The 19,490-nt window shown below is 65.2% G+C and carries 19 protein-coding genes; 5 read left to right on the plus strand and 14 right to left on the minus strand.

Features of this window, described 5'->3' with window-relative positions:
- Positions 1–12 precede the first annotated feature (12 nt).
- From recO to nagZ, 4 genes are all read left to right on the plus strand, one after another.
- Complete coding sequence (gene recO / locus K225_RS0110765; RefSeq protein ID WP_026436416.1) at positions 13–777, plus strand: DNA repair protein RecO; 765 nt, start codon at positions 13–15, stop codon at positions 775–777.
- A gap of 2 nt (positions 778–779) precedes the next feature.
- Positions 780–1,556 carry a pyridoxine 5'-phosphate synthase gene (locus tag K225_RS0110770; protein WP_026436417.1) on the plus strand — a complete coding sequence of 259 codons (777 nt, stop codon included), beginning with the start codon at positions 780–782 and terminating at the stop codon, positions 1,554–1,556.
- 60 nt (positions 1,557–1,616) lie between these two features.
- Complete coding sequence (acpS, locus tag K225_RS0110775; RefSeq protein ID WP_026436418.1) at positions 1,617–2,018, plus strand: holo-ACP synthase; 402 nt, start codon at positions 1,617–1,619, stop codon at positions 2,016–2,018.
- A 69-nt stretch (positions 2,019–2,087) separates the two neighbouring features.
- The gene (gene nagZ, locus K225_RS0110780) at positions 2,088–3,257 is read left to right on the plus strand and encodes a beta-N-acetylhexosaminidase (protein ID WP_026436419.1); all 1,170 of its coding nucleotides are present in this window, start codon (positions 2,088–2,090) and stop codon (positions 3,255–3,257) included.
- Positions 3,258–3,280: 23 nt separating this feature from the next.
- On the opposite strand, the gene K225_RS0110785 is transcribed toward nagZ, so the two are convergent.
- The 3 genes from K225_RS0110785 to K225_RS0110795 all read right to left on the minus strand — a co-directional run bounded on the left by K225_RS0110785 (position 3,281) and on the right by K225_RS0110795 (position 6,341).
- On the minus strand, positions 3,281–3,943 hold the full coding sequence (locus tag K225_RS0110785) for a mechanosensitive ion channel family protein (protein ID WP_026436420.1): 663 nt from the start codon (positions 3,941–3,943) through the stop codon (positions 3,281–3,283).
- 20 nt (positions 3,944–3,963) lie between these two features.
- Positions 3,964–5,508 carry a lysine--tRNA ligase gene (gene lysS, locus K225_RS0110790; RefSeq protein WP_026436421.1) on the minus strand — a complete coding sequence of 515 codons (1,545 nt, stop codon included), beginning with the start codon at positions 5,506–5,508 and terminating at the stop codon, positions 3,964–3,966.
- A 194-nt stretch (positions 5,509–5,702) separates the two neighbouring features.
- Positions 5,703–6,341, minus strand: coding sequence for an LON peptidase substrate-binding domain-containing protein (locus K225_RS0110795; protein WP_026436422.1), 639 nt, complete (start codon positions 6,339–6,341; stop codon positions 5,703–5,705).
- A 77-nt stretch (positions 6,342–6,418) separates the two neighbouring features.
- Between K225_RS0110795 and K225_RS0110800 the strand changes: the two genes are divergently transcribed.
- Entirely contained in the window at positions 6,419–6,970 is a 552-nt protein-coding gene (locus K225_RS0110800; protein ID WP_026436423.1) for a YggT family protein, read from the plus strand.
- A 98-nt stretch (positions 6,971–7,068) separates the two neighbouring features.
- Here K225_RS0110800 and accD read toward each other — a convergent pair whose 3' ends face one another.
- From accD to leuC, 11 genes are all read right to left on the minus strand, one after another.
- Positions 7,069–7,941, minus strand: coding sequence for an acetyl-CoA carboxylase, carboxyltransferase subunit beta (gene accD, locus K225_RS0110805; protein ID WP_026436424.1), 873 nt, complete (start codon positions 7,939–7,941; stop codon positions 7,069–7,071).
- Positions 7,942–8,111: 170 nt separating this feature from the next.
- The gene (trpA, locus tag K225_RS0110810) at positions 8,112–8,933 is read right to left on the minus strand and encodes a tryptophan synthase subunit alpha (RefSeq protein ID WP_026436425.1); all 822 of its coding nucleotides are present in this window, start codon (positions 8,931–8,933) and stop codon (positions 8,112–8,114) included.
- Complete coding sequence (gene trpB, locus K225_RS0110815; RefSeq protein WP_026436426.1) at positions 8,930–10,207, minus strand: tryptophan synthase subunit beta; 1,278 nt, start codon at positions 10,205–10,207, stop codon at positions 8,930–8,932. Before trpB ends, trpA begins: the two co-directional genes overlap by 4 nt.
- Complete coding sequence (locus K225_RS0110820; RefSeq protein WP_051248881.1) at positions 10,185–10,946, minus strand: phosphoribosylanthranilate isomerase; 762 nt, start codon at positions 10,944–10,946, stop codon at positions 10,185–10,187. The genes trpB and K225_RS0110820 overlap by 23 nt, the downstream gene beginning before the upstream one ends.
- Positions 10,943–11,749, minus strand: coding sequence for a tRNA pseudouridine(38-40) synthase TruA (truA, locus tag K225_RS0110825; protein WP_034712444.1), 807 nt, complete (start codon positions 11,747–11,749; stop codon positions 10,943–10,945). The genes K225_RS0110820 and truA overlap by 4 nt, the downstream gene beginning before the upstream one ends.
- 62 nt (positions 11,750–11,811) lie before the next feature.
- On the minus strand, positions 11,812–14,334 hold the full coding sequence (locus K225_RS0110830; RefSeq protein ID WP_026436429.1) for a FimV/HubP family polar landmark protein: 2,523 nt from the start codon (positions 14,332–14,334) through the stop codon (positions 11,812–11,814).
- 287 nt (positions 14,335–14,621) lie between these two features.
- On the minus strand, positions 14,622–15,779 hold the full coding sequence (gene asd / locus K225_RS0110835) for an aspartate-semialdehyde dehydrogenase (protein WP_026436430.1): 1,158 nt from the start codon (positions 15,777–15,779) through the stop codon (positions 14,622–14,624).
- A gap of 313 nt (positions 15,780–16,092) precedes the next feature.
- The gene (gene leuB, locus K225_RS0110845; protein ID WP_026436431.1) at positions 16,093–17,163 is read right to left on the minus strand and encodes a 3-isopropylmalate dehydrogenase; all 1,071 of its coding nucleotides are present in this window, start codon (positions 17,161–17,163) and stop codon (positions 16,093–16,095) included.
- A gap of 90 nt (positions 17,164–17,253) precedes the next feature.
- Complete coding sequence (leuD, locus tag K225_RS0110850) at positions 17,254–17,904, minus strand: 3-isopropylmalate dehydratase small subunit (RefSeq protein ID WP_026436432.1); 651 nt, start codon at positions 17,902–17,904, stop codon at positions 17,254–17,256.
- An 11-nt stretch (positions 17,905–17,915) separates the two neighbouring features.
- The gene (locus tag K225_RS0110855; RefSeq protein ID WP_026436433.1) at positions 17,916–18,041 is read right to left on the minus strand and encodes an entericidin A/B family lipoprotein; all 126 of its coding nucleotides are present in this window, start codon (positions 18,039–18,041) and stop codon (positions 17,916–17,918) included.
- A gap of 11 nt (positions 18,042–18,052) precedes the next feature.
- Positions 18,053–19,474, minus strand: coding sequence for a 3-isopropylmalate dehydratase large subunit (gene leuC / locus K225_RS0110860; protein WP_026436434.1), 1,422 nt, complete (start codon positions 19,472–19,474; stop codon positions 18,053–18,055).
- Positions 19,475–19,490 lie beyond the last annotated feature (16 nt).

Here is a 19,490-nt window from a genome sequence, read left to right on the forward strand (position 1 = left end):
CCCCGGGCTTCCGTGGCTGCCGCCAAGCGCATTTCCGATGAACCCGCCTTCGTGCTGCACAGCTACGACTGGAGCGAGTCCAGCCTGATCCTGGAAGTCTTCTGCCGCCGCCAGGGGCGCGTGGCCCTGGTGGCCAAGGGGGCCAAGAAACCCAGCTCCAACTTCCGTCCCGTGCTGCTGCCGCTGCAGCCGCTGCTGGTGACCTACACCCTGGCCGGTGACGGCACGGCCGACATCCACACCTTGAAGGGCGCCGAGTGGGTGGGTGGCCATGTGATGCCCACGGGCGATGCACTGTTGTCGGGCCTGTACCTCAACGAGTTGCTGCTGCGCCTGCTGGCCCGGGCCGACCCGCACGCCGCCCTGTTCGATGCCTACGCGGGCGTGGTGCGTGTGCTGGCCAGCGAGCATGGCGATGCGCTGGAGCCGGTCTTGCGCAGCTTCGAGCTGCTGCTGCTGCGCGAGATCGGCCTGCTGCCCAGCCTGGACGCCCAGACCATGACCTTTGCGCCGCTGCAGGCCACCGTGCGCTACACGCTGGTGCCCGAGGGTGGCCTGCGCGCTTCGTCCGATGCCGACCGCGCAGGTCTGTCCGGCAGCCAGTGGCAGGCCCTGCAGCGTGCGCTCGATGATGCGGCCAGCTACACCGCCACCTTGCGCGCCTGCGCCCCCGTGGCCGCAGAACTCAAACCCCAGCTGCGTGCCCTGCTGCAATACCATTGTGGCAGCCCCACGCTGCGCACCCGCCAGCTCATGATCGACCTGCAGTCCTTATGACCATGCCTTTACACGCCCCGCAACGCGCCGCCCTGTCGGTCAACGTCAACAAGGTGGCCCTGGTGCGCAACACGCGCCACCTGGGCATCCCCAGCGTCACGCGCGCGGCCACGCTGTGCCTGCAGGCCGGTGCCCAGGGCATCACGGTGCACCCCCGGCCCGATGCGCGCCACATCCGCGGCCAGGACGTGTTCGAGCTGGCCGCGTTGATGAAAACCTGGCCGGGCCGTGAATACAACATCGAGGGCAACCCGTCGCAGAACCTGATGGATTTCATCCGCCAGGTGCGCCCCCACCAGGCCACCTTTGTGCCCGACAGCGAAGACCAGTTCACCAGCGACCACGGCTGGAGCTTTCCGCAGGATGCCGGGCGCCTGGCACCACTGATCGCCGAATGCCACAGCCTCGGCGTGCGCGTGAGCCTGTTCATGGACCCGATTCCTGAGCAGATGGCCGCCGCCAGGGCGGTGGGCGCCGACCGCGTGGAGCTGTACACCGAGCCCTATGCCGCCGCCTGGGGTACGCCGCAGCAATCCATCGAACTGAAACGTTATGCGGCTGCGGCGCAGGCCGCGCTGGATGCAGGCCTGGGTGTGAATGCGGGCCACGACCTGAACCGCGACAACCTCGCCGCCTTTGTGCGCGAGGTGCCTGGCGTGCTGGAGGTCTCGATTGGCCACGCCCTCATCGCCGACGCGCTGGAGCTGGGCTATGCCGCCACGGTGCAGGCGTACCTGGGCTGCATCGAGGCGGGTTTCGCATCCGCTGAAAACTCCTGATTGGATAGCTGCCAGCGCTTGATGGATCAGCTCTAGAGATCAATTTCATTCATATTTTCCATGATCTACGGCATCGGTACCGACATCTGCGATGTGCGCCGCATCGCGGCCAGCCTGGCCCGCCACGGCGAGCGCTTTGTCGAGAAGGTGCTGGCCGATGGTGAGCTGGCCACCTGGCGCGCGCGCAGCGCACGGTGGCCCGAGCGCGGCGTGCGCTACCTGGCCACGCGCTTTTCCGCCAAGGAAGCCTTCAGCAAGGCCATCGGGCTGGGCATGCACATGCCCATGACCTGGCGTGCGTGTGAGGTGGGATCTCTGCCCAGCGGCCAGCCGGTGATCGTGCTGCACGGCGCCCTCAAGGAGTGGTTCGACGCCAGGGGCCTGCAGGCGCACCTGAGCGTGACCGACGAGACCGACTACGCCGCCAGTTTTTGCGTGGTGGAGGCAATTCAAGCCAGATAGCCCTGTAGCGCCGTTTAAACAAGCGCAAGCAGCTATGGTTCAAGTAGCAAATTGACGATTGGAAGCCCGATGACCGAACACGCACCCCTCATTCTCGATGTGGCTGGCACCACCCTCAGCGCCGACGACCACCGCCGCCTGGCCCACCCGCTCACGGGCGGCGTCATCCTGTTTGCCCGCAACTGGGAAAACCGCGCGCAACTGCTGCAACTCACGAGCAGCATCAAGGCCGTGCGCGACGACCTGCTGATCTGCGTGGACCACGAAGGCGGCCGTGTGCAGCGCTTTCGCACCGATGGCTTCACGCACCTGCCGCCCATGCGCGCTTTTGGCGAGCTGTGGATGAATGACGGCAAGGGCGCCAAGGCCGTGCCCGGCAGCGGCGCACTGCGCGCCACCAACGCCGCCACGGCAGCGGGCTACGTGCTGGGCGCCGAGTTGCGCGCCTGCGGCGTGGACTTCAGCTTCACGCCCGTGCTGGACCTCGACTGGCAGAGTGACGCCCCCACGCCAGCGCAAGCGCTGGCTGCCCCCCGGGGGGGCTCGGGAAGCTTGGGGCGGCCCGGCGCTTCCCGGAGCAGCGTGATCGGCGACCGCGCCTTCCACCGCGACCCGCGCGTGGTGGCCCTGCTGGCCAAGAGCCTCATGCACGGCCTGCTGCAGGCGGGCATGGCCAACTGCGGCAAACACTTTCCGGGGCACGGTTTCGTCAAGGCGGATTCGCACACCGAGGTGCCAGTCGATAAGCGCAGCCTCCAGGCCATCCTGGCCGACGACGCCGCGCCGTACCCCTGGCTCAGCAGCACGCTCACCAGCGTGATGCCGGCGCATGTGATCTACCCCAAGGTGGACAGCCGGCCGGCGGGCTTCTCGCAGCGCTGGCTGCAGGACATCCTGCGCCGCCAGATGCGCTTTGACGGCGCGATCTTCAGCGACGACCTCAGCATGGAAGGCGCCCGCCGCCTCGATGGCCAGGTGGTCAGCTACACCGATGCCGCCATTGCAGCGCTGGCCGCGGGCTGCGACCTGGTGCTGCTGTGCAACCAGAGCGTGGGCGATGGCAAGGCCGTGGACGAACTCCTCGCCGGCCTGGACGAGGCCCGCGCCCAGGGCCGCTGGCAGCCCAGCGTGGACAGCGAATCACGCCGCCTGGCCTTGCTGCCCGAAACCCTGCCGCAGGCCTGGGACGATCTGATGTACCAGCCCGCCTATCTGCAGGCGCTGGATTTGCTGCCTTGACGCCTTGAGAGTGTGGGCCCGCGCTACGGCGCTGGAGTGGCGCGGGCGGGCAAGGCGTCAGGCGGGCTGGTGGTTGCCACGGTGGGCTCCGGTGCAGCCGGGTCCGGTGGCGGTGCATCCTGGAAGCGGCGCACCACGCGCTGGAAGATCAGGGCGTTCGGAATCTGCAGCCAGGCCGCCTGGCCTGGCGCTGCGCTGTGGTCTTCCAGCGTGCTGTAGAGCAGATTGATGTCCACCACCCGGCCCTTGGCACCGGGCTTCTCGGCGGTGTCCAGCACCTCGATGTAGTCGCCCACGCGAAAAGGCCGCGCGGTGAAGATGAGCAGCGCACAGAACAGGTTGGACAGCACGCTCCAGGCCGCAAAGAACGCCACGGCGCCCACCGTGGCAAAGCCGGTGAAAGCCGTCCACAGCACGGTGGCCGACACACCCAGCCGCTCCAGCACCAGCAGCAAGGCGCTGGCCACAATGGTCCAGCGGACCAGCCCCTTGATGGGAGCCAGGAGTTCCTCGGGAAACTGGAAGCGCACGCTCGCGCGTGCCAGAACGCGGCGCAGCAGGCGTTGCAGCGCCCAGGCAGCCACAAGGATCAGCAGGATCTGCGCGCCCGGAACAATGACGTCGAGCCAGTCCTGCACCCACTCGGGAAGGTGGGCCTTCAGCAACTGCAATCGGGATGCGGCCATCGAGCGGTGCGGTGGCCGCCTCAGGACTCGCGCCGCAGGGCCGGGAACAGGATCACGTCACGGATGCTGGGGCTGTCGGTCAGCAGCATCATCAGTCGGTCGATGCCGATGCCGCAGCCGCCGGCGGGCGGCATGCCGTATTCGAGCGCGCGCACGAAGTCGTGGTCGTAGTACATGGCCTCGTCGTCGCCGCTGTCCTTGGCCGCCACCTGGGCGTGGAAGCGCGCGGCCTGGTCTTCGGCGTCGTTGAGCTCGCTGAAACCGTTGCCGAATTCGCGGCCGGTGATGTACAGCTCAAAGCGCTCGGTGACCTCGGGGCGCGTGTCGTTGGCACGGGCCAGCGGCGAGATCTCGGTGGGGTGCTCCATGATGAAGGTGGGCTGCCACAGCTTGTCTTCCACCGTTTCCTCGAAGTAGAGCACCTGCAGGCTGGCCAGAGTGCGCCCGGAAAGCTGGTTCTTTTCTTCCGACATGCCCAGCTTCTTGAGGGCGCTGATGAGCCATGCCGCATCGTCCACATGGGCTCCAGCCTCGGTGTGCTGGAAGATGGCCTCGCGGATGGTCAGGCGCGCAAAGGGCTGGGCCAGGTCGACCTCGCGGCCCTGGTAGCTGAGCTGCAGCGTACCCGTGGCCTTGAGGGCCGCGTCGCGCACGAGCTGCTCGGTAAAGCCCATGAGGTCCTGGTAGTTCCAGTAGGCCGCATAGAACTCCATCATGGTGAACTCGGGGTTGTGGCGCACCGAGATGCCTTCGTTGCGGAAGTTGCGGTTGATCTCGAACACGCGCTCGAAGCCGCCCACCAGCAGGCGTTTGAGGAACAGCTCGGGCGCGATGCGCAGGTACATCTCCTGTTCCAGCGCATTGTGGTGCGTGACGAAAGGCTTGGCATTGGCGCCGCCCGGAATCGGGTGCAGCATGGGCGTCTCGACCTCCAGGAAGCCGTGCTGCACCATGAAGTCGCGGATGCCGCTCACGGCCTTGCTGCGTGCCACGAAGCGCTTGCGCGCCTGCTCGTCGGTCATCAGATCGACATAGCGCTGGCGGTATTTGACCTCCTGGTCGGCCACGCCGTGGAACTTGTCCGGCATGGGGCGCAGGCTCTTGGTCAGCAGGCGCAGGGTGGTCACCTTGACCGACAGCTCGCCGGTCTTGGTCTTCATCAGCGTGCCTTCGGCGCCGATGATGTCGCCCAGGTCCCAGTGCTTGAAGGCTGCATACAGTTCTTCGCCCAGCGCATCGCGCGTGATGTAGAGCTGGATGCGCCCGCCGGTTTCGCCCAGCGAGCCATCTTGCACGGTAGCAAAGCTGGCCTTGCCCATCACGCGCTTGAGCATCATGCGCCCGGCAACGCTCACATGAACGGCGTGGGTTTCAAGCGATGCAGCGTCCTTGCTGGCGTGCTGGTCCTGCAGCGTGGCCGCGTGGTGCGCCGGCTTGAAGTCATTGGGGAACGTGACGCCCCCGCCCTGTGCATGGGCCTCGCGCAGTGCGCGCAGCTTGTCGCGGCGCTCGGCGATGAGCTGGTTTTCGTCTTGGGGGGCTGGGGCGTGATTCTGGTCAGACATAGGAGCCGTGGATGCGGGGCGTGAATAAAGGACTGGACGGGCCGATGCCAGCCAAACCGTTGATTTTATGGGCTATCGACGGGATCCGGGCAGCGCTGGCAACACGTCCGTTACGTCATGTCGGTATAGGGTGTGGTGCCGAGCGTGGCCATTCCAGAACTTGGCGCAATAAATACCGGTTTTAGGGCATTCGTCTATGGCGGCGCAATCCCCGTCCGCTCCAGCACATCCCCCACCAGCTCCAGCCGCACCAGCGGATTGTCCAGTTCCATCAGCTGCTGCTTGAGCTTGAGGGGGATGGGCAGCAGCTCGCACCAGCGGTTGGCAACCCAGCCGCAGTCGGCCAGCTGTTCGGGGGTGGGGTGGATGGCCGTGGCGGCCTCGGTGTCACGCTCGCGCAGGGATGCCAGCACCTGGGCCAGGGTGGTTACGGTGGGCAGAAGATCGTCGGGAATGGGCACAGGCAGGTCGGCGGCCAGTTGCTCCACATTGCCAATCCACAGGCCATGGGGCAAATGGCTACGCTCTGTGATGCGAAAACGCTGGCTGCCGCGGCACAGCAGGGTGATCAGCCCGGGCTGCGGATAGTCGATTCTTTCGATCACGGCCAGGGTGCCGATGTCGTGGAACCCTTCCTCTGGCGCACCCGCCTGCCGGACCTCGTGGCCCTGCGTGAGCGCCACGACACCAAAGGGGGCGCCAGCGTGGTGGCATTTGCGCACCATGTCGAGGTAGCGCACCTCGAACACGCGCAACGCCAGCACTCCGCCAGGAAACAGCACGGAATGGAGCGGGAACAGCGGAAGGGATGACAGGGTGAGGGGTTGTGTCATGGGCGGGGATCTGCGGTCGCTATCATCCCATGCAGCAGTCCGCTTTCGCACGCGATTCCATCCAATTTGTCTCATCCATGCTCTACCAGATCGCCTCTTTCCTGCTCGATGTCATCGGTGGCCTGCTGACCGGGGCCTGCCTGTTGCGTCTGTACATGCAGTGGCAGCGTGTGCCGTTCTCGAATCCGATCGGCGGGCTGGTGTTTGCTCTCACCGACTGGCTGGTCATGCCGCTGCGGCGCGTGATTGCCCCGGTGGGCCGCTGGGATCTCTCCAGCCTGGTCGCGGCCGCCTTGTTGCAATTGGTCCAGTATTTCCTGCTGTGGCTGATTTTGGGGGCGGGGTCCGCCTGGGCCTGGCTGCCGTGGCTGGCGCTTTTTGGTCTGGTGCGGGTGGCCATCTCGGGCCTGATCGGTTTGCTGATTGTCCATGCGGTCATGTCATGGATGCAGACCCGTTCGCCCATTGCCGATGTGGTGGCGCGTTTGTGCGCACCGGTGCTGCGGCCGTTTCAGCGCATCATTCCGCTGGTCGGTGGGGTGGATCTCTCGCCGCTGGCCGTGCTGGTGCTCTTGCAGGTTGCCATGATCGTCCTGGGGCACCTGCAGGCGGGCGTCATGCAGGGGTGATAGCGGGTTTTGTGGCAGATTGGCTGCTGGCGTTTATGGGACAAGCGCTAGTAGCTATTCAATGAATAGCTACTGCGCAAAACCGACGCTGAGCCGGCTTACACAACGGCGTCGGCTGGCAGGCGTTGCAGCATGGCCAGGCTGCTGGCCACGGTGTTGCGCAGCTCGCGGCGGTCGCAGATGAGATCGACGGCCCCCTTGGTCTGCAGGAACTCGGCGCGCTGGAAGCCTTCGGGCAAGGTCACACGCACGGTGGACTCGATCACGCGCGGCCCGGCAAAGCCGATCAGGGCCTTGGGCTCGGCGATCACGATGTCGCCCACAAATGCAAAGCCGGCGCTCACACCGCCCATGGTCGGGTCGGTCAGCACGCTGATGTAGGGCAGGCCCTTCTTGGCGAGGTGGGTTAGCGCCGCATTGGTCTTGGCCATCTGCATGAGCGAGAGCAGGCCTTCCTGCATGCGCGCGCCGCCGGTGGCGGTAAAGCAGATGAAGGGGACCTTCTGTTCGATGGCGGCTTCGACGCCGCGCACGAAGCGCTCCCCCACTACCGAGCCCATGGAGCCGCCCATGAAGTCGAACTCGAAGCAGGCGACCACCACATTGACGCTCTTGACCGCACCGCCCATGACGATGAGGGCGTCGGTTTCGCCCGTGTGTTCCAGCGCTTCTTTCAGGCGCTCGGGGTATTTGCGGCTGTCCTTGAACTTGAGTGCATCGACCGGCAGAACTTCCTGGCCGATTTCGTAACGGCCTTCGGGGTCCAGGAAGGCATTCAGCCGTGCGCGTGCACCGATGCGGTGGTGGTGGCTGCAGTGGGGGCAGACGTTCTGGTTTTGTTCCAGATCGGCCTTGTAGAGCACTGTTTCGCAGCTCGGGCACTTGATCCACAGCCCCTCGGGCACCTGGCGGCGCTCGGTGGGGTCGGTTTGCTGGATCTTGGAGGGCAGAAGTTTTTCAAGCCAGGACATGCGTATTCCTCTGTATAGATGGGCCAGTTGCGGAGCGGCCTTGAAACGGGCGCTGCCCAGACCAGGGCTCCCGCGCAAGGGCCGCCCCGCAGCGCTGGGAGCGTCCCCCTTCCCGCGCGCAGCGCGAGAGAAGGGGGAAGCGGCGAAGCCGCTCAGGGGGTTGCCCTCTATTATGCGTCGAGCGCTTTCCGGATACCGCGCAGGAAGTCGATCGTGATGGGGACCACCTTGGCGTGCTCCTGGTCTTCAATCAGCTGGATGATGCGACTGCCGATCACTACCGCATCGGCCACTTGGCCGATCGCCTGGGCCGTAGCGGCATCCCGGATGCCAAAGCCCACACCCACAGGGATGTGCACATGCTGGCGGATGCGGGGCAGCATCTGCTCCACGGCCGCCGTGTCCAAAGCGCCAGAGCCTGTGACGCCCTTGAGCGACACGTAGTACACATAACCGCTGGCCACGCGGGCCACCTGGGCCATGCGCTCGTCGGTACTGGTGGGTGCCAGCAGAAAGATCAGGTCCATGCCGTGGGCGCGCAGATCGGCTGCAAAGGCCTCGCATTCCTCGGGCGGGTAGTCCACGATGAGCACGCCGTCCACCCCGGCCTCGGCGGCATCGCGCACAAAGGCGCTGCCTGCCTTTGTCGTGGCGTGCTTTTGGTCGTAGCGCTCGACCGGGTTGGCGTAGCCCATCAGCACCACGGGGGTGGTGGTGTTGCGTTGGCGGAATTCGCGCACATGCTCCAGCACCTGCACCATGCCAACACCCATGCCCAGGGCTTTTTCACCCGCCTTCTGGATGACCGGGCCGTCGGCCATGGGGTCGGAAAACGGCACGCCCAGCTCGATCACGTCGGCACCGGCTTCCACCATGCCGTGCATGAGCGAGGGGGTGATGTCCGCAAACGGGAACCCGGCCGTGACGTAGGGGATCAGCGCCTTGCGGCCCTGGGCTTGCAGTTGGTTGAAAGTGGTCTGGATGCGGCTCATGGCTTGGCGTCTCCCACAGCGCCCTTGACGGACAGGCCGCGCATGGAGGGGCGGTCGTAAAAATCTTCGCCGGACAGGTCGGCCACAGTGCCTATGTCCTTGTCGCCCCGGCCTGACAGGTTCACGAGGATGGACTGGTCAGGGCGCATGGTTTTGGCCAGCTTCAGGGCATAGGCCACGGCATGGCTGGACTCCAGCGCAGGGATGATGCCCTCGGTGCGGCACAGGTAGTGAAAGGCTTCCAGGGCTTCCTTGTCGGTGATGCCGACATATTCGGCGCGGCCGATTTCCTGCAGCCAGGCGTGCTCAGGTCCCACGCCGGGGTAGTCCAGGCCTGCGCTGATGCTGTGGGTTTCGGTGATCTGGCCGTTGTCGTCCTGCAGGATGAAGGTGCGGTTGCCATGCAGCACCCCGGCGCTGCCTTTTTGCAGCGAGGCCGAGTGCTTGCCCGACTCCAGTCCTTCTCCGGCCGCCTCCACGCCAATCAAGCGGGTGTTCTCGAACGGAATGTAGGGGTGGAAGATGCCCATGGCATTGCTGCCGCCACCCACGCAGGCAATCACCGCATCGGGTTGCCGGGCTGGCAGCTTCTGGTCGGCCAGCATGGCGGGCATCTGTTCGATGGATTCCTTGCCGATCACGCTCTGGAAGTCGCGCACCATCATTGGGTAGGGATGGGGCCCGGCCACGGTGCCGATGATGTAGAAGGTGTTGTCCACATTGGCCACCCAGTCGCGCATGGCTTCGTTCAGTGCATCCTTCAGTGTCTTGCTGCCCGATTCCACGGGCACCACGGTGGCGCCCAGCAGCTTCATGCGAAAGACGTTGGGGCTTTGGCGCTTGACGTCCTCGCTGCCCATGTACACCACGCATTCCAGGCCATAGCGTGCGCAGATGGTGGCGGTGGCCACGCCATGCTGGCCGGCGCCGGTTTCGGCAATGACGCGCGGCTTGCCCATGCGCTTGGCCAGCATGGCCTGGCCGATGACGTTGTTGATCTTGTGCGCGCCAGTGTGGTTCAGGTCTTCGCGCTTGAGGTAGATCTGCGCGCCGCCCATTTCGCGGCTGGTGCGGGCTGCGTGGTAGATGGGCGAGGGGCGGCCCACGAAGTGCTTGAGTTCGTACTCGAACTCGGCCAGAAACTCGGGGTCGTTCTGGTAGCGGGCGTAGGCGTCGCGCAGCTCCTGGATGGCATGGGTCAGGGTTTCGCTGACAAAACTGCCGCCGTAGGGGCCGAAATGGCCGGAAGCATCAGGTTGCTGATAGGAATTCATGGGGGGTCTTTGCAAGTTGGGCATCGGCCGCACGCACGGCGGCAACGAAGCGTTGGATTTTTTTGGCGTCCTTGATGCCCTTGATGGGTTTGCCATCGGGGCCATCGGCCTCGACGCCGGAACTGACGTCAACCGCCAGCGAGAGGCCTCGCGGGCGGACTTGCAAAATGCCATCGATCACGTTTGCAGGCGTGAGTCCACCAGACAAAACGAGATGAGAGTTGACGCTTGGTGGAAGGAGTGACCAATTGAATGCCTTGCCGCCGCCGCCATAGCCGTCGACATGGGCGTCGAGCAGGATGGCTTGGGCGCGTGAAAAATCCTGTGCGTATTTTACGAGGTCGAAGCGTTCGGCACCATCGCCAAGGGGAATGCGGGCAGCGCGCAGAAACGGACGGGCGCCCCCGAGGGTGGCAGCCAGGCAGTCCGCAGGGGACTCGTCACCATGAAACTGAATGGTAGCGCCCGCCAGTAAAGTGCTGGCAGCTAGGATATTGGAAGCGGTCTCGTTGACAAACAGCAGCACAGGCGTAACGAACGGGGGCAGGCGGGAGGCCAGCGCGGCAGCCCTTTGCGGGGTGACGGCCCGGGGGCTTGCCGGGTACATCACGAAGCCGATGGCATCCACACCCGCGGCGACCGCTGCGTCAACGTCCTGTTCGCGTGTCAGCCCGCAGATCTTGATGCGGGTGCGAATGCAGGGGGAAGTGGATGTTTTTTCAGGTGGCAGGCTGCTCATGGCAGCCAATCATACGCAGCCGTGCGGCTGGGCAGGCCCCAATGGGGTTCGTAAACCGGGCCTTGAAAATACAGGCCGTCGGGTGAAAAGGTGGGCGCTGCCGCGTTGCGTGAGCGCGCGGCCAGCACTTCACCGATCCATTGCGGCGGTTTCTTGCCCTGGCCCACAGCGATCAGGCAGCCCATGATGTTGCGGATCATGTGGTGCAGGAAGGCATTGGCTTCGAACTCGAAACGCCAGTAGCAGGGCGCAAAGCCGTCAGACGGCCCTGCCCCGTTGGCTGGCGTGCGGGTGATGGCGATCCGTTGCAGGGTCTTGACGGGCGACTTGGCCTGGCAAGCCGAAGCCCGGAACGAGGTGAAGTCGTGTTCGCCTAGTAGCTGTTGCGCCGCCTGCTGCATGGCAGCATGGTCGAGCGGGTGAAAGACCCAGCCCACGCGGCCCGCATCGACGCTGGGGCGTACGGGAGACTGGAGCAGCACATAGGCGTAGCGCCGTGCAATGGCGCTCCCGCGCGAATGAAAGCCAGCGGGCACTGGCTGGGCCCATTGCACGGCGATATCCGCTGGCAGAAAGGTGTTGGTGCCGCGTACCCACGATGCCGCCGGGCGGTGCAGCGGGGTATCAAAGTGGACGACCTGCATGAGGCCGTGCACCCCCGCATCGGTGCGGCCCGCACACAGGGTGCTGATCCGCTGCGTAGCGAAGCGGCTCAGGGCCGCTTCGAGGTGATCCTGGATGGTGTTGCCAGAGAGCTGGCTTTGCCAGCCGCTGTAGCGCTGGCCGTTGTAGCCGACCCCCATGGCCACCCTGGATAGGTGGCCCGGGGTCGGGTTATGCGGTGCGGTGGAATCGACCGGGCGCATCAGCCCAGGTCGGTCAGCAGCCGCTGGGCGCGGGCCTTGAGCGCTCCCGAGGACTCGGCGACCACTTCTTCGATCAGGGTTCGGGCGCCGTCTGTATCGCCGATGGCATTGAACTCCTGCGCCAGTGCCAGTTTGGTTGCCAATGGATCGTCTGCCGCCGCATCGACGCCGCTGTCAGCCAAGGCCGGTGCCGCGGCCGATACGGGCGCGGTGACAGGTTTGGATGGTGTGCCCAAGTCCAGCGTCAGATCGCCCAGGTCAAACTCCATCGGGGCCGTGTGCGGGGTGGCTGCCGGGAGGCTGGCCGTTGTCGGCATGGCCCCGGACGTGAGCATGGCGAGGTCGTCGGTGGCTGGAAAATCCAGGTCTGCCATGGGAGGTGGCGTGATGGCAGGGGTTGCTGCCACGGCTGGCTCAGCGGCATGCGGCAACGTGGGCAGATCCAGTGGTGGAAGTCCGGCCGATGCGGTGTCACCTTCGTGGGTTGCGGCAGCTGGTGCCTTGGTCCGAGCGTCCTGGAGGAAATCCAGATCCAGGTCGAGATCGGGTGGCAGCGTTGCTGCCGCGGACGCCACGGCCATCGCGGCGCTCGCCGCACTGGCGGCGGGTGTGGCCAAGGCATCGCCATTTGGCGCACCAGGGCGACCGCCAGGCTGGTACAGCGGGTTTTCCTGGTCCAGATCGCGCCCCAGATCGGTCACACGCGTCCAGTCCGGGCCTTCCCCCTGTGTGAGCTGGAATACGTCGCCTGCCACGGCCTCCAGGGCCTTGCGATCCTGTCGTTTGGCGTAAATCTCGGCCAGCTTGACCCGTATCGATACGCGGGCCGGGTTGTGGCGAATCGCTTCCTTGAGGATTTCTTCGGCCTGGAGGTCGCGGCCGTATGCCAGGTACACATCGGCTTCGGCCACTGGATCCACGTCACCACCGGCATCCAGCTGGCTGGGGGAGTAGGCCATGGACGAGCCAGTGCTCATCTGGCTGTTGGCCGTGTCCACTTGCTGGCCGCCGCTGGCGCCAAAAAAGGAGTCGGGTTGTGCACGGCTATCCATGAATGAACTGTCAACACCGGCGTTGGCACGGCGCCGTTGGACCACGCGGTAGGCACCGTAACCCCCCAGGGCGATCAATGCGAGCAGTCCCCCAGCAGGCACCAGGGGGTCTTCCATCAGGCCCGAAAGAAAGCTCGTTTCGATGGCTGGCATAGGCACGGGTGCGGGCTTGGGCACAGGTGCTGGCGCAGGAGCGGATGCCGGTGCAGCGGCTTCCGCTGGCACGGCGGGATCCGAGGCGGCTGCTTCGGCTGCAGCGGGCATGCTGGCCGCAGGGGAGGCCGCAACGGCCGCTGGCTCGGAGGCGGCTGGCTGGCTGGGCAGCGATGCCGGCGTGGCCACGGCAACCAGGCCGGGTGTGCTGGAGGCAGCAGCTGCAGGTTCGGCAACTGGCGCAGACGCCGCGCTGAGCTGGTTCAACTCGTTGATGTTCTTGGACAGTTCGGCCATCCGGGCCGAGGATTCGCTGGCCTGCTTGTCCTTGGCCAGCTGGTCTTCTGCCGCCTTCTGGCCCGTGATGGACCCCTTGGACAGGGTCAGCTTGTCAGGCGCTGCCGTTGCGGGCTTCTTGTCTTCGATGCGGGTTTGTACGGTGCCGCTGGCAGAGCGCTCTGCGGCCGCCACCTTGGTCGCGGGGGCTGCCGCAGCGAGTTTGCGGCGGAAATCGTTGAAATCCCGGCTTTGTGCCGCCAGGATCTGGCGGGCTTCGGCCGGTGGCGTTGCCAGTGCGGAAGCCTCGTCAGGCATTTGCAGCACAGCTCCGGCCTTGACCCGGTTGACATTGCCCTGGATGAATGCGTCCGGGTTGGCGCGCAGCAGTGCCACGAGCATCTGATCCAGCGATACGCTGGCGGGGCGGTAAGCATTGGCGAGGCGGCCAGCCGTGTCTCCCGCCTGAACGGTGACACCATTGGCAGGCGCTGGGCGTGGGCCGGCTGCAGCGGTGCTGCGGGGTGCAGCGGGAGCCGATGCGCGTGCGGTTGCCGCTGCAGAGCCGCCCCGTGCCTGAGCGGTGGGCGCTGAGGCTTGCGCTGCCGCAGTGACGGCAGGTGCTGCGCGGCGCGATGCCGGGGGATCAAACAGCATGGTGTAGTTGCGCACGATGTGGCCACTGCTCCACGAGGCGTCTAGAACCAGGTCAACAAAGGGGTCGTTGACGGGGCGGTCACTGGACAGGCGCAACACGGCAGTGCCATTGGCACGTCGCTGCAGTTGCACGCGCAGGTTGGTCACCGCCGGATTGAACTCCATGCCCTGGGCGCGAAACACTTCGGGCGAAGCGGTGGTGGCGCGCAGGGTGTCAGCCTCTTCCGGGGTGATTTGGGGGAGTTCGATTTCGGCGCGCAGCGGCTCACCAAGAGCAGACTGCACCGTGATGCGACCCAGAGCTAAGGCAGAAGCATCGTCGGCATGGAAGCCGGTCAATGCGACGGCCGCAGCGGCCAGGACAGAAAATTTCCAACGATGCATGTGTGCCATCAAAAGTGGTGGTTGTGCGGCCCGGTCGAGCGGCGTGGTTCTTCTCATGGTCTGATCCCGCCCCGGCGCGTGAAAATATGTAAAAAGCACCATAGCATCAATGTTTTGCACTGACAAGCTGAGGTAGCGTGGAAGCTTTGTGCGGGGTGTTGGTGCCCGGTTTTGGCGTATTTCCTTGTTGTCAATTGCCAACGTAGCGTAACCGGGTGTTTCTGGCCGGGCGGACAAGAAAAAGCGCGCAGCGGCGAGGCCGTGCGCGCTTGCGGGATCTGTCTGGTTCAGGCGCTCAGGAGGATGCACAACATGCGGCGCAGAGGCTCTGCCGCGCCCCACAGCAATTGATCACCGACAGTGAAGGCGCCCACGTACTCGGGGCCCATGGCCAGCTTGCGGATGCGGCCCACGGGGATCGTCATGGTGCCGGTCACGGCCACGGGGGTCAGGTCCTGGATGGTCGCCTCGCGGGTGTTGGGTACCACCTTCACCCACTGGTTGTCGGCCGCAATCATGGCTTCGATGTCGGCCACAGGCACATTCTTCCTGAGCTTGAAGGTCAGGGCCTGGCTGTGGCAGCGCATGGCGCCCACGCGCACGCAGAAGCCATCGACCGGGATGGCGGCCGAGTTGAAGCCTTCGCCCATGCCGAGGATCTTGTTCGTCTCGGCCATGCCCTTCCATTCTTCCTTGGATGTGCCCCAGCCAGGCTCGTCCTGGCTCTTGCCGATGCCCAGGTCCTTGTCGATCCAGGGGATCAGGCTGCCGCCCAGCGGCACGCCGAAATTGGCGGTCTCAGCGGCGGTGAGGCTGCGCTGCTTGGCGATGACCTTGCGGTCGATCTCCAGGATGGCACTCTTGGGATCATGGAGCAGGTCCGTCACCTCGGCGTTCAGCGTGCCGTACTGCGTGAGCAGCTCGCGCATGTGCTGGGCGCCGCCGCCGCTGGCGGCCTGGTAGGTCTGGGTGCTCATCCATTCGACAAGGCCGGCCTTGTACAGCGCGCCCACGCCCATCAGCATGCAGCTGACGGTGCAGTTGCCGCCGATCCAGTCCTTGCCGCCGTTCGCCAGCGCGTTCTGGATGACGGGCATGTTCACCGGGTCGAGCACGATGACCGCGTTCTTCTCCATGCGCAGGGAGGATGCGGCGTCGATCCAGTGGCCATTCCAGCCGGCTGCGCGCAGCTTGGGATACACCTCGTTGGTGTAGTCACCGCCCTGGGCGGTGAGGATGATGTCGCAGCGCTTGAGGGCGTCGATGTTGAACGCATCCTGCAGCGTGGTTTCGTTCTTGGCTTGTGCAGGGGCTTTGCCGCCGGCGTTGGAGGTGGAGAAGAACAGGGGCTCGATCAGATCGAAATCCTTCTCCTGCACCATGCGGTCCATCAACACCGAGCCGACCATGCCGCGCCAGCCGACCAAACCTACCAACTTGCTCATTTCAACGCCCTTTCAAAGTAAGAAACAGTGCCAGACCTGGCTGTTTTGCCCCGGCTCGTCTGGCCAGGGAGGGCGCACGACGAACCGGAGCTGGATCAGCCCTTAATGGTCGTGGTTTTGGTGGTGATTGCGCGCGCAGCCACACCGGCCAGGGCGGCGGATGCTGTGTTCAGGGCGAACGGGCGGGCGACAAACATGGTTCGGATTGTAGCGGATGGTGGCTTGACGCCCGTTTGCGGGGCGCCGCCGCGAGGTCCGAAAAAAGCGAAAGGGCGGCACGGGGCCGCCCTGGCGTCGTGTCCGCGGGGCTTATTTATCCCAGCGCCTTCACCACCGCATCCCCCATTTGCGCCGTGCCTACCTTGGTGGTGCCTTCGCTGTAGATGTCGGGCGTGCGCAGGCCCTGGGCCAGCACCTTTTGCACGGCGGCCTCGATGCGTTGGGCGGCTTCCTCCTGGTTCAGGCTGAAGCGCAGCATCATCGCGGCCGAGAGGATGGTGGCCAGCGGATTGGCCACGCCCTTGCCGGCGATGTCGGGGGCGCTGCCATGGCTGGGCTCGTACAGCCCCTGGTTTTTGCTGTTGAGCGATGCGGAGGGCAGCATGCCGATGGAACCGGTGAGCATGGAGGCTTCGTCCGACAGGATGTCGCCAAACATGTTGCCGGTGACCACCACGTCAAACGCCTTGGGGGCCTTCACGAGCTGCATGGCGGCGTTGTCAACGTACATGTGCTGCAGTTCCACGTCGGGGTATTGCTGGCCCACCTCGGTCATCACGTCCTTCCAGAACTGGAAGGTCTCCAGCACGTTGGCCTTGTCCACGCTGGTGACCTTCTTGCTCCGCTTGCGCGCGGCCTGGAAGGCGACGTGGGCGATGCGCTCGATCTCGGGTCGGCTGTAGCGCATGGTGTCGAAGGCTTCCTCGGCACCGGGGAAGTGGCCGTCGGTGGCCACGCGGCGTCCACGCGGCTGGCCGAAGTAGATGTCGCCGGTCAACTCGCGGATGATGAGGATGTCCAGCCCGGCGATCAGCTCGGGCTTGAGGCTGGAAGCGTCCACCAGTTGCTCGTAGCAGATGGCGGGGCGGAAGTTGGCGAACAGGCCCAGGTGCTTGCGCAGGCCCAGGATGGCCTGCTCGGGGCGCAGGGGTCGGTCGAGCTTGTCGTACTTCCAGTCGCCCACGGCGCCAAACAGGATGGCGTCGGCTTCCTTGGCGAGCTGGAGGGTGGACTCGGGCAGGGGGTGTCCGTGGGCGTCATAGGCCACGCCGCCGACCAGGGCGGACTCCATCTCGAACTTCAGGTCGAGCGCCTTGAGAACCTTGACGGCCTCGGCCACGATTTCGGTACCGATGCCGTCACCTGGTAGAACTGCGATTTTCATTGTCGGATGCTTTACTTTTGATAGCTTTCAGTGCTTATGATTAAAGCGCTAGATGCCAGTTTGACTGAAATTTTCGATGCCTGCGCGGTCTCACGACACCATGGTGTGCGCGAGCCAGGGCTTGGTGGCCAGGCGCTGGGCTTCAAAGGCCTTGATCTTGTCGGACTGGCGCAGGGTCAGGCCGATGTCGTCAAAACCGTTGAGCAGGCAGTACTTGCGGAAGGCCTGCACCTCGAACGCGATTTCTTCGCCTTGGGGACGCACGATGACCTGGCGCTCCAGGTCGATGGTGAGCTGGTAGCCGGGGAAGGCGGCCACTTCGTCGAACAGCTGGGCCACCGTGGCTTCGGGCAGCACGATGGGCAGAAGGCCGTTCTTGAAGCAGTTGTTGAAGAAGATGTCGGCAAAGCTCGGCGCGATCACGGCGCGAAAGCCGTACTGGTCCAGCGCCCAGGGCGCGTGCTCGCGGCTGGAGCCGCAGCCGAAGTTCTTGCGCGCCAGCAGGATGGAGGCGCCCTGGTAGCGAGGCTGGTTGAGCACGAAGTCGGGGTTGGGTTGGCGGCTGGCGGGGTCCTGGCCGGGCTCGCCGTGGTCCAGGTAGCGCCATTCGTCAAACAGGTTCACACCAAAGCCGGTCTTCTTGATCGACTTGAGGAACTGCTTGGGAATGATGGCGTCGGTATCGACGTTCTCGCGGTCCATGGGGGCGACGATCCCCTTGAGCAAAGTGAATTTCTGCATGGCGTTCTTTGTTACTTGGCGGCGCGTTCGATGGCGCTGCCTGCGCGTTCGATGTCCTGGCCCACGCCTTTGACGGTGTTGCATCCAGCCAGCAGGAAAGCGGCGGACAGGGCGATAAGGGTGGCGATCTTCTTCATGGCGGTCTCCTTCAGGCGAATTGGCGAATGTCCACAAAATGACCGTGCACGGCAGCCGCTGCGGCCATGGCGGGGCTCACCAAGTGGGTGCGACCACCAGCACCCTGGCGGCCTTCGAAGTTGCGGTTGCTGGTGCTGGCGCAGCGCTCACCGGGCTCCAGCCGGTCGGCGTTCATGGCCAGGCACATGCTGCAGCCGGGCTCGCGCCATTCAAAGCCCGCGGCGACAAAGATCTTGTCCAGGCCTTCGCGCTCGGCCTGTTCCTTGACCAGGCCCGAGCCGGGCACCACCATCGCCAGCTTGACGTTGCTGGCGACCTTGCGGCCCAGGTTCTTCACCACGGCGGCGGCTTCGCGCATGTCTTCGATACGGCTGTTGGTGCACGAGCCGATGAACACCTTGTCGATGGTGATGTCGTTGATCGCCTTGCCCGGTTGCAGGCCCATGTAGGTGAGAGCGCGCTCGATGGCGCCGCGCTTGTTGGCGTCCTTTTCCTTGTCCGGGTCGGGCACGCGGGCGTCCACGCCCAGCACCATCTCGGGTGAGGTGCCCCAGGTGACTTGGGGCACTATGGTGGCGGCGTCGAGCTTGACGACGGTGTCGAACACCGCGTCGGCATCCGAGTGCAGCGTCTTCCAGTAGGCCACGGCCTGGTCCCACTCCACGCCCGTGGGCGACAGGGGGCGGCCCTTGACGTATTCGATGGTCTTGTCGTCCACCGCCACCAGGCCCGCGCGCGCGCCGCCTTCGATGGCCATGTTGCACACGGTCATGCGGCCTTCCATGCTCATGGCGCGGAACACCGAGCCGGCAAATTCGATGGTGTAGCCCGTGCCGCCGGCCGTGCCGATCTTGCCGATGATGGCCAGCACCACGTCCTTGGGGGTCACGCCTTTGGCCAGCTGGCCGTCCACCTGCACCAGCATGTTCTTGGCCTTCTTGGCCAGCAGGGTCTGGGTCGCCATCACGTGCTCGACCTCGGAGGTGCCGATGCCGTGGGCCAGCGCACCAAACGCGCCATGGGTGCTGGTGTGGCTGTCGCCGCAGACCACGGTCATGCCGGGCAGGGTGGCGCCGTTTTCGGGGCCGATCACGTGCACGATGCCCTGGCGCTTGTGCATGAAGGGGAAGAACGCCGCTGGCGTGATCTGCGCCATGTTGTCGTTCAGCGTGGTGATCTGCTCCTTGCTGATGGGATCGGCAATGCCGTCGTAGCCGCGCTCCCAGCCGGTGGTGGGCGTGTTGTGGTCGGCCGTGCCCACGATGGAACTCATGCGCCAGACCTTGCGGCCGGCCTCGCGCAGGCCTTCAAAGGCCTGGGGGCTGGTGACCTCGTGCACCAGATGGCGGTCGATGTAGAGGATGGAGGTGCCGTCCTCTTCGGTGTGGACGACATGCTCGTCCCAGATCTTGTCGTACAGGGTGCGTCCCATGGCGTGGCTTTCTACT

Source organism: Acidovorax sp. JHL-9, assembly GCF_000426205.1.
Taxonomy (GTDB): Bacteria; Pseudomonadota; Gammaproteobacteria; order Burkholderiales; family Burkholderiaceae_C; genus Acidovorax; species Acidovorax soli.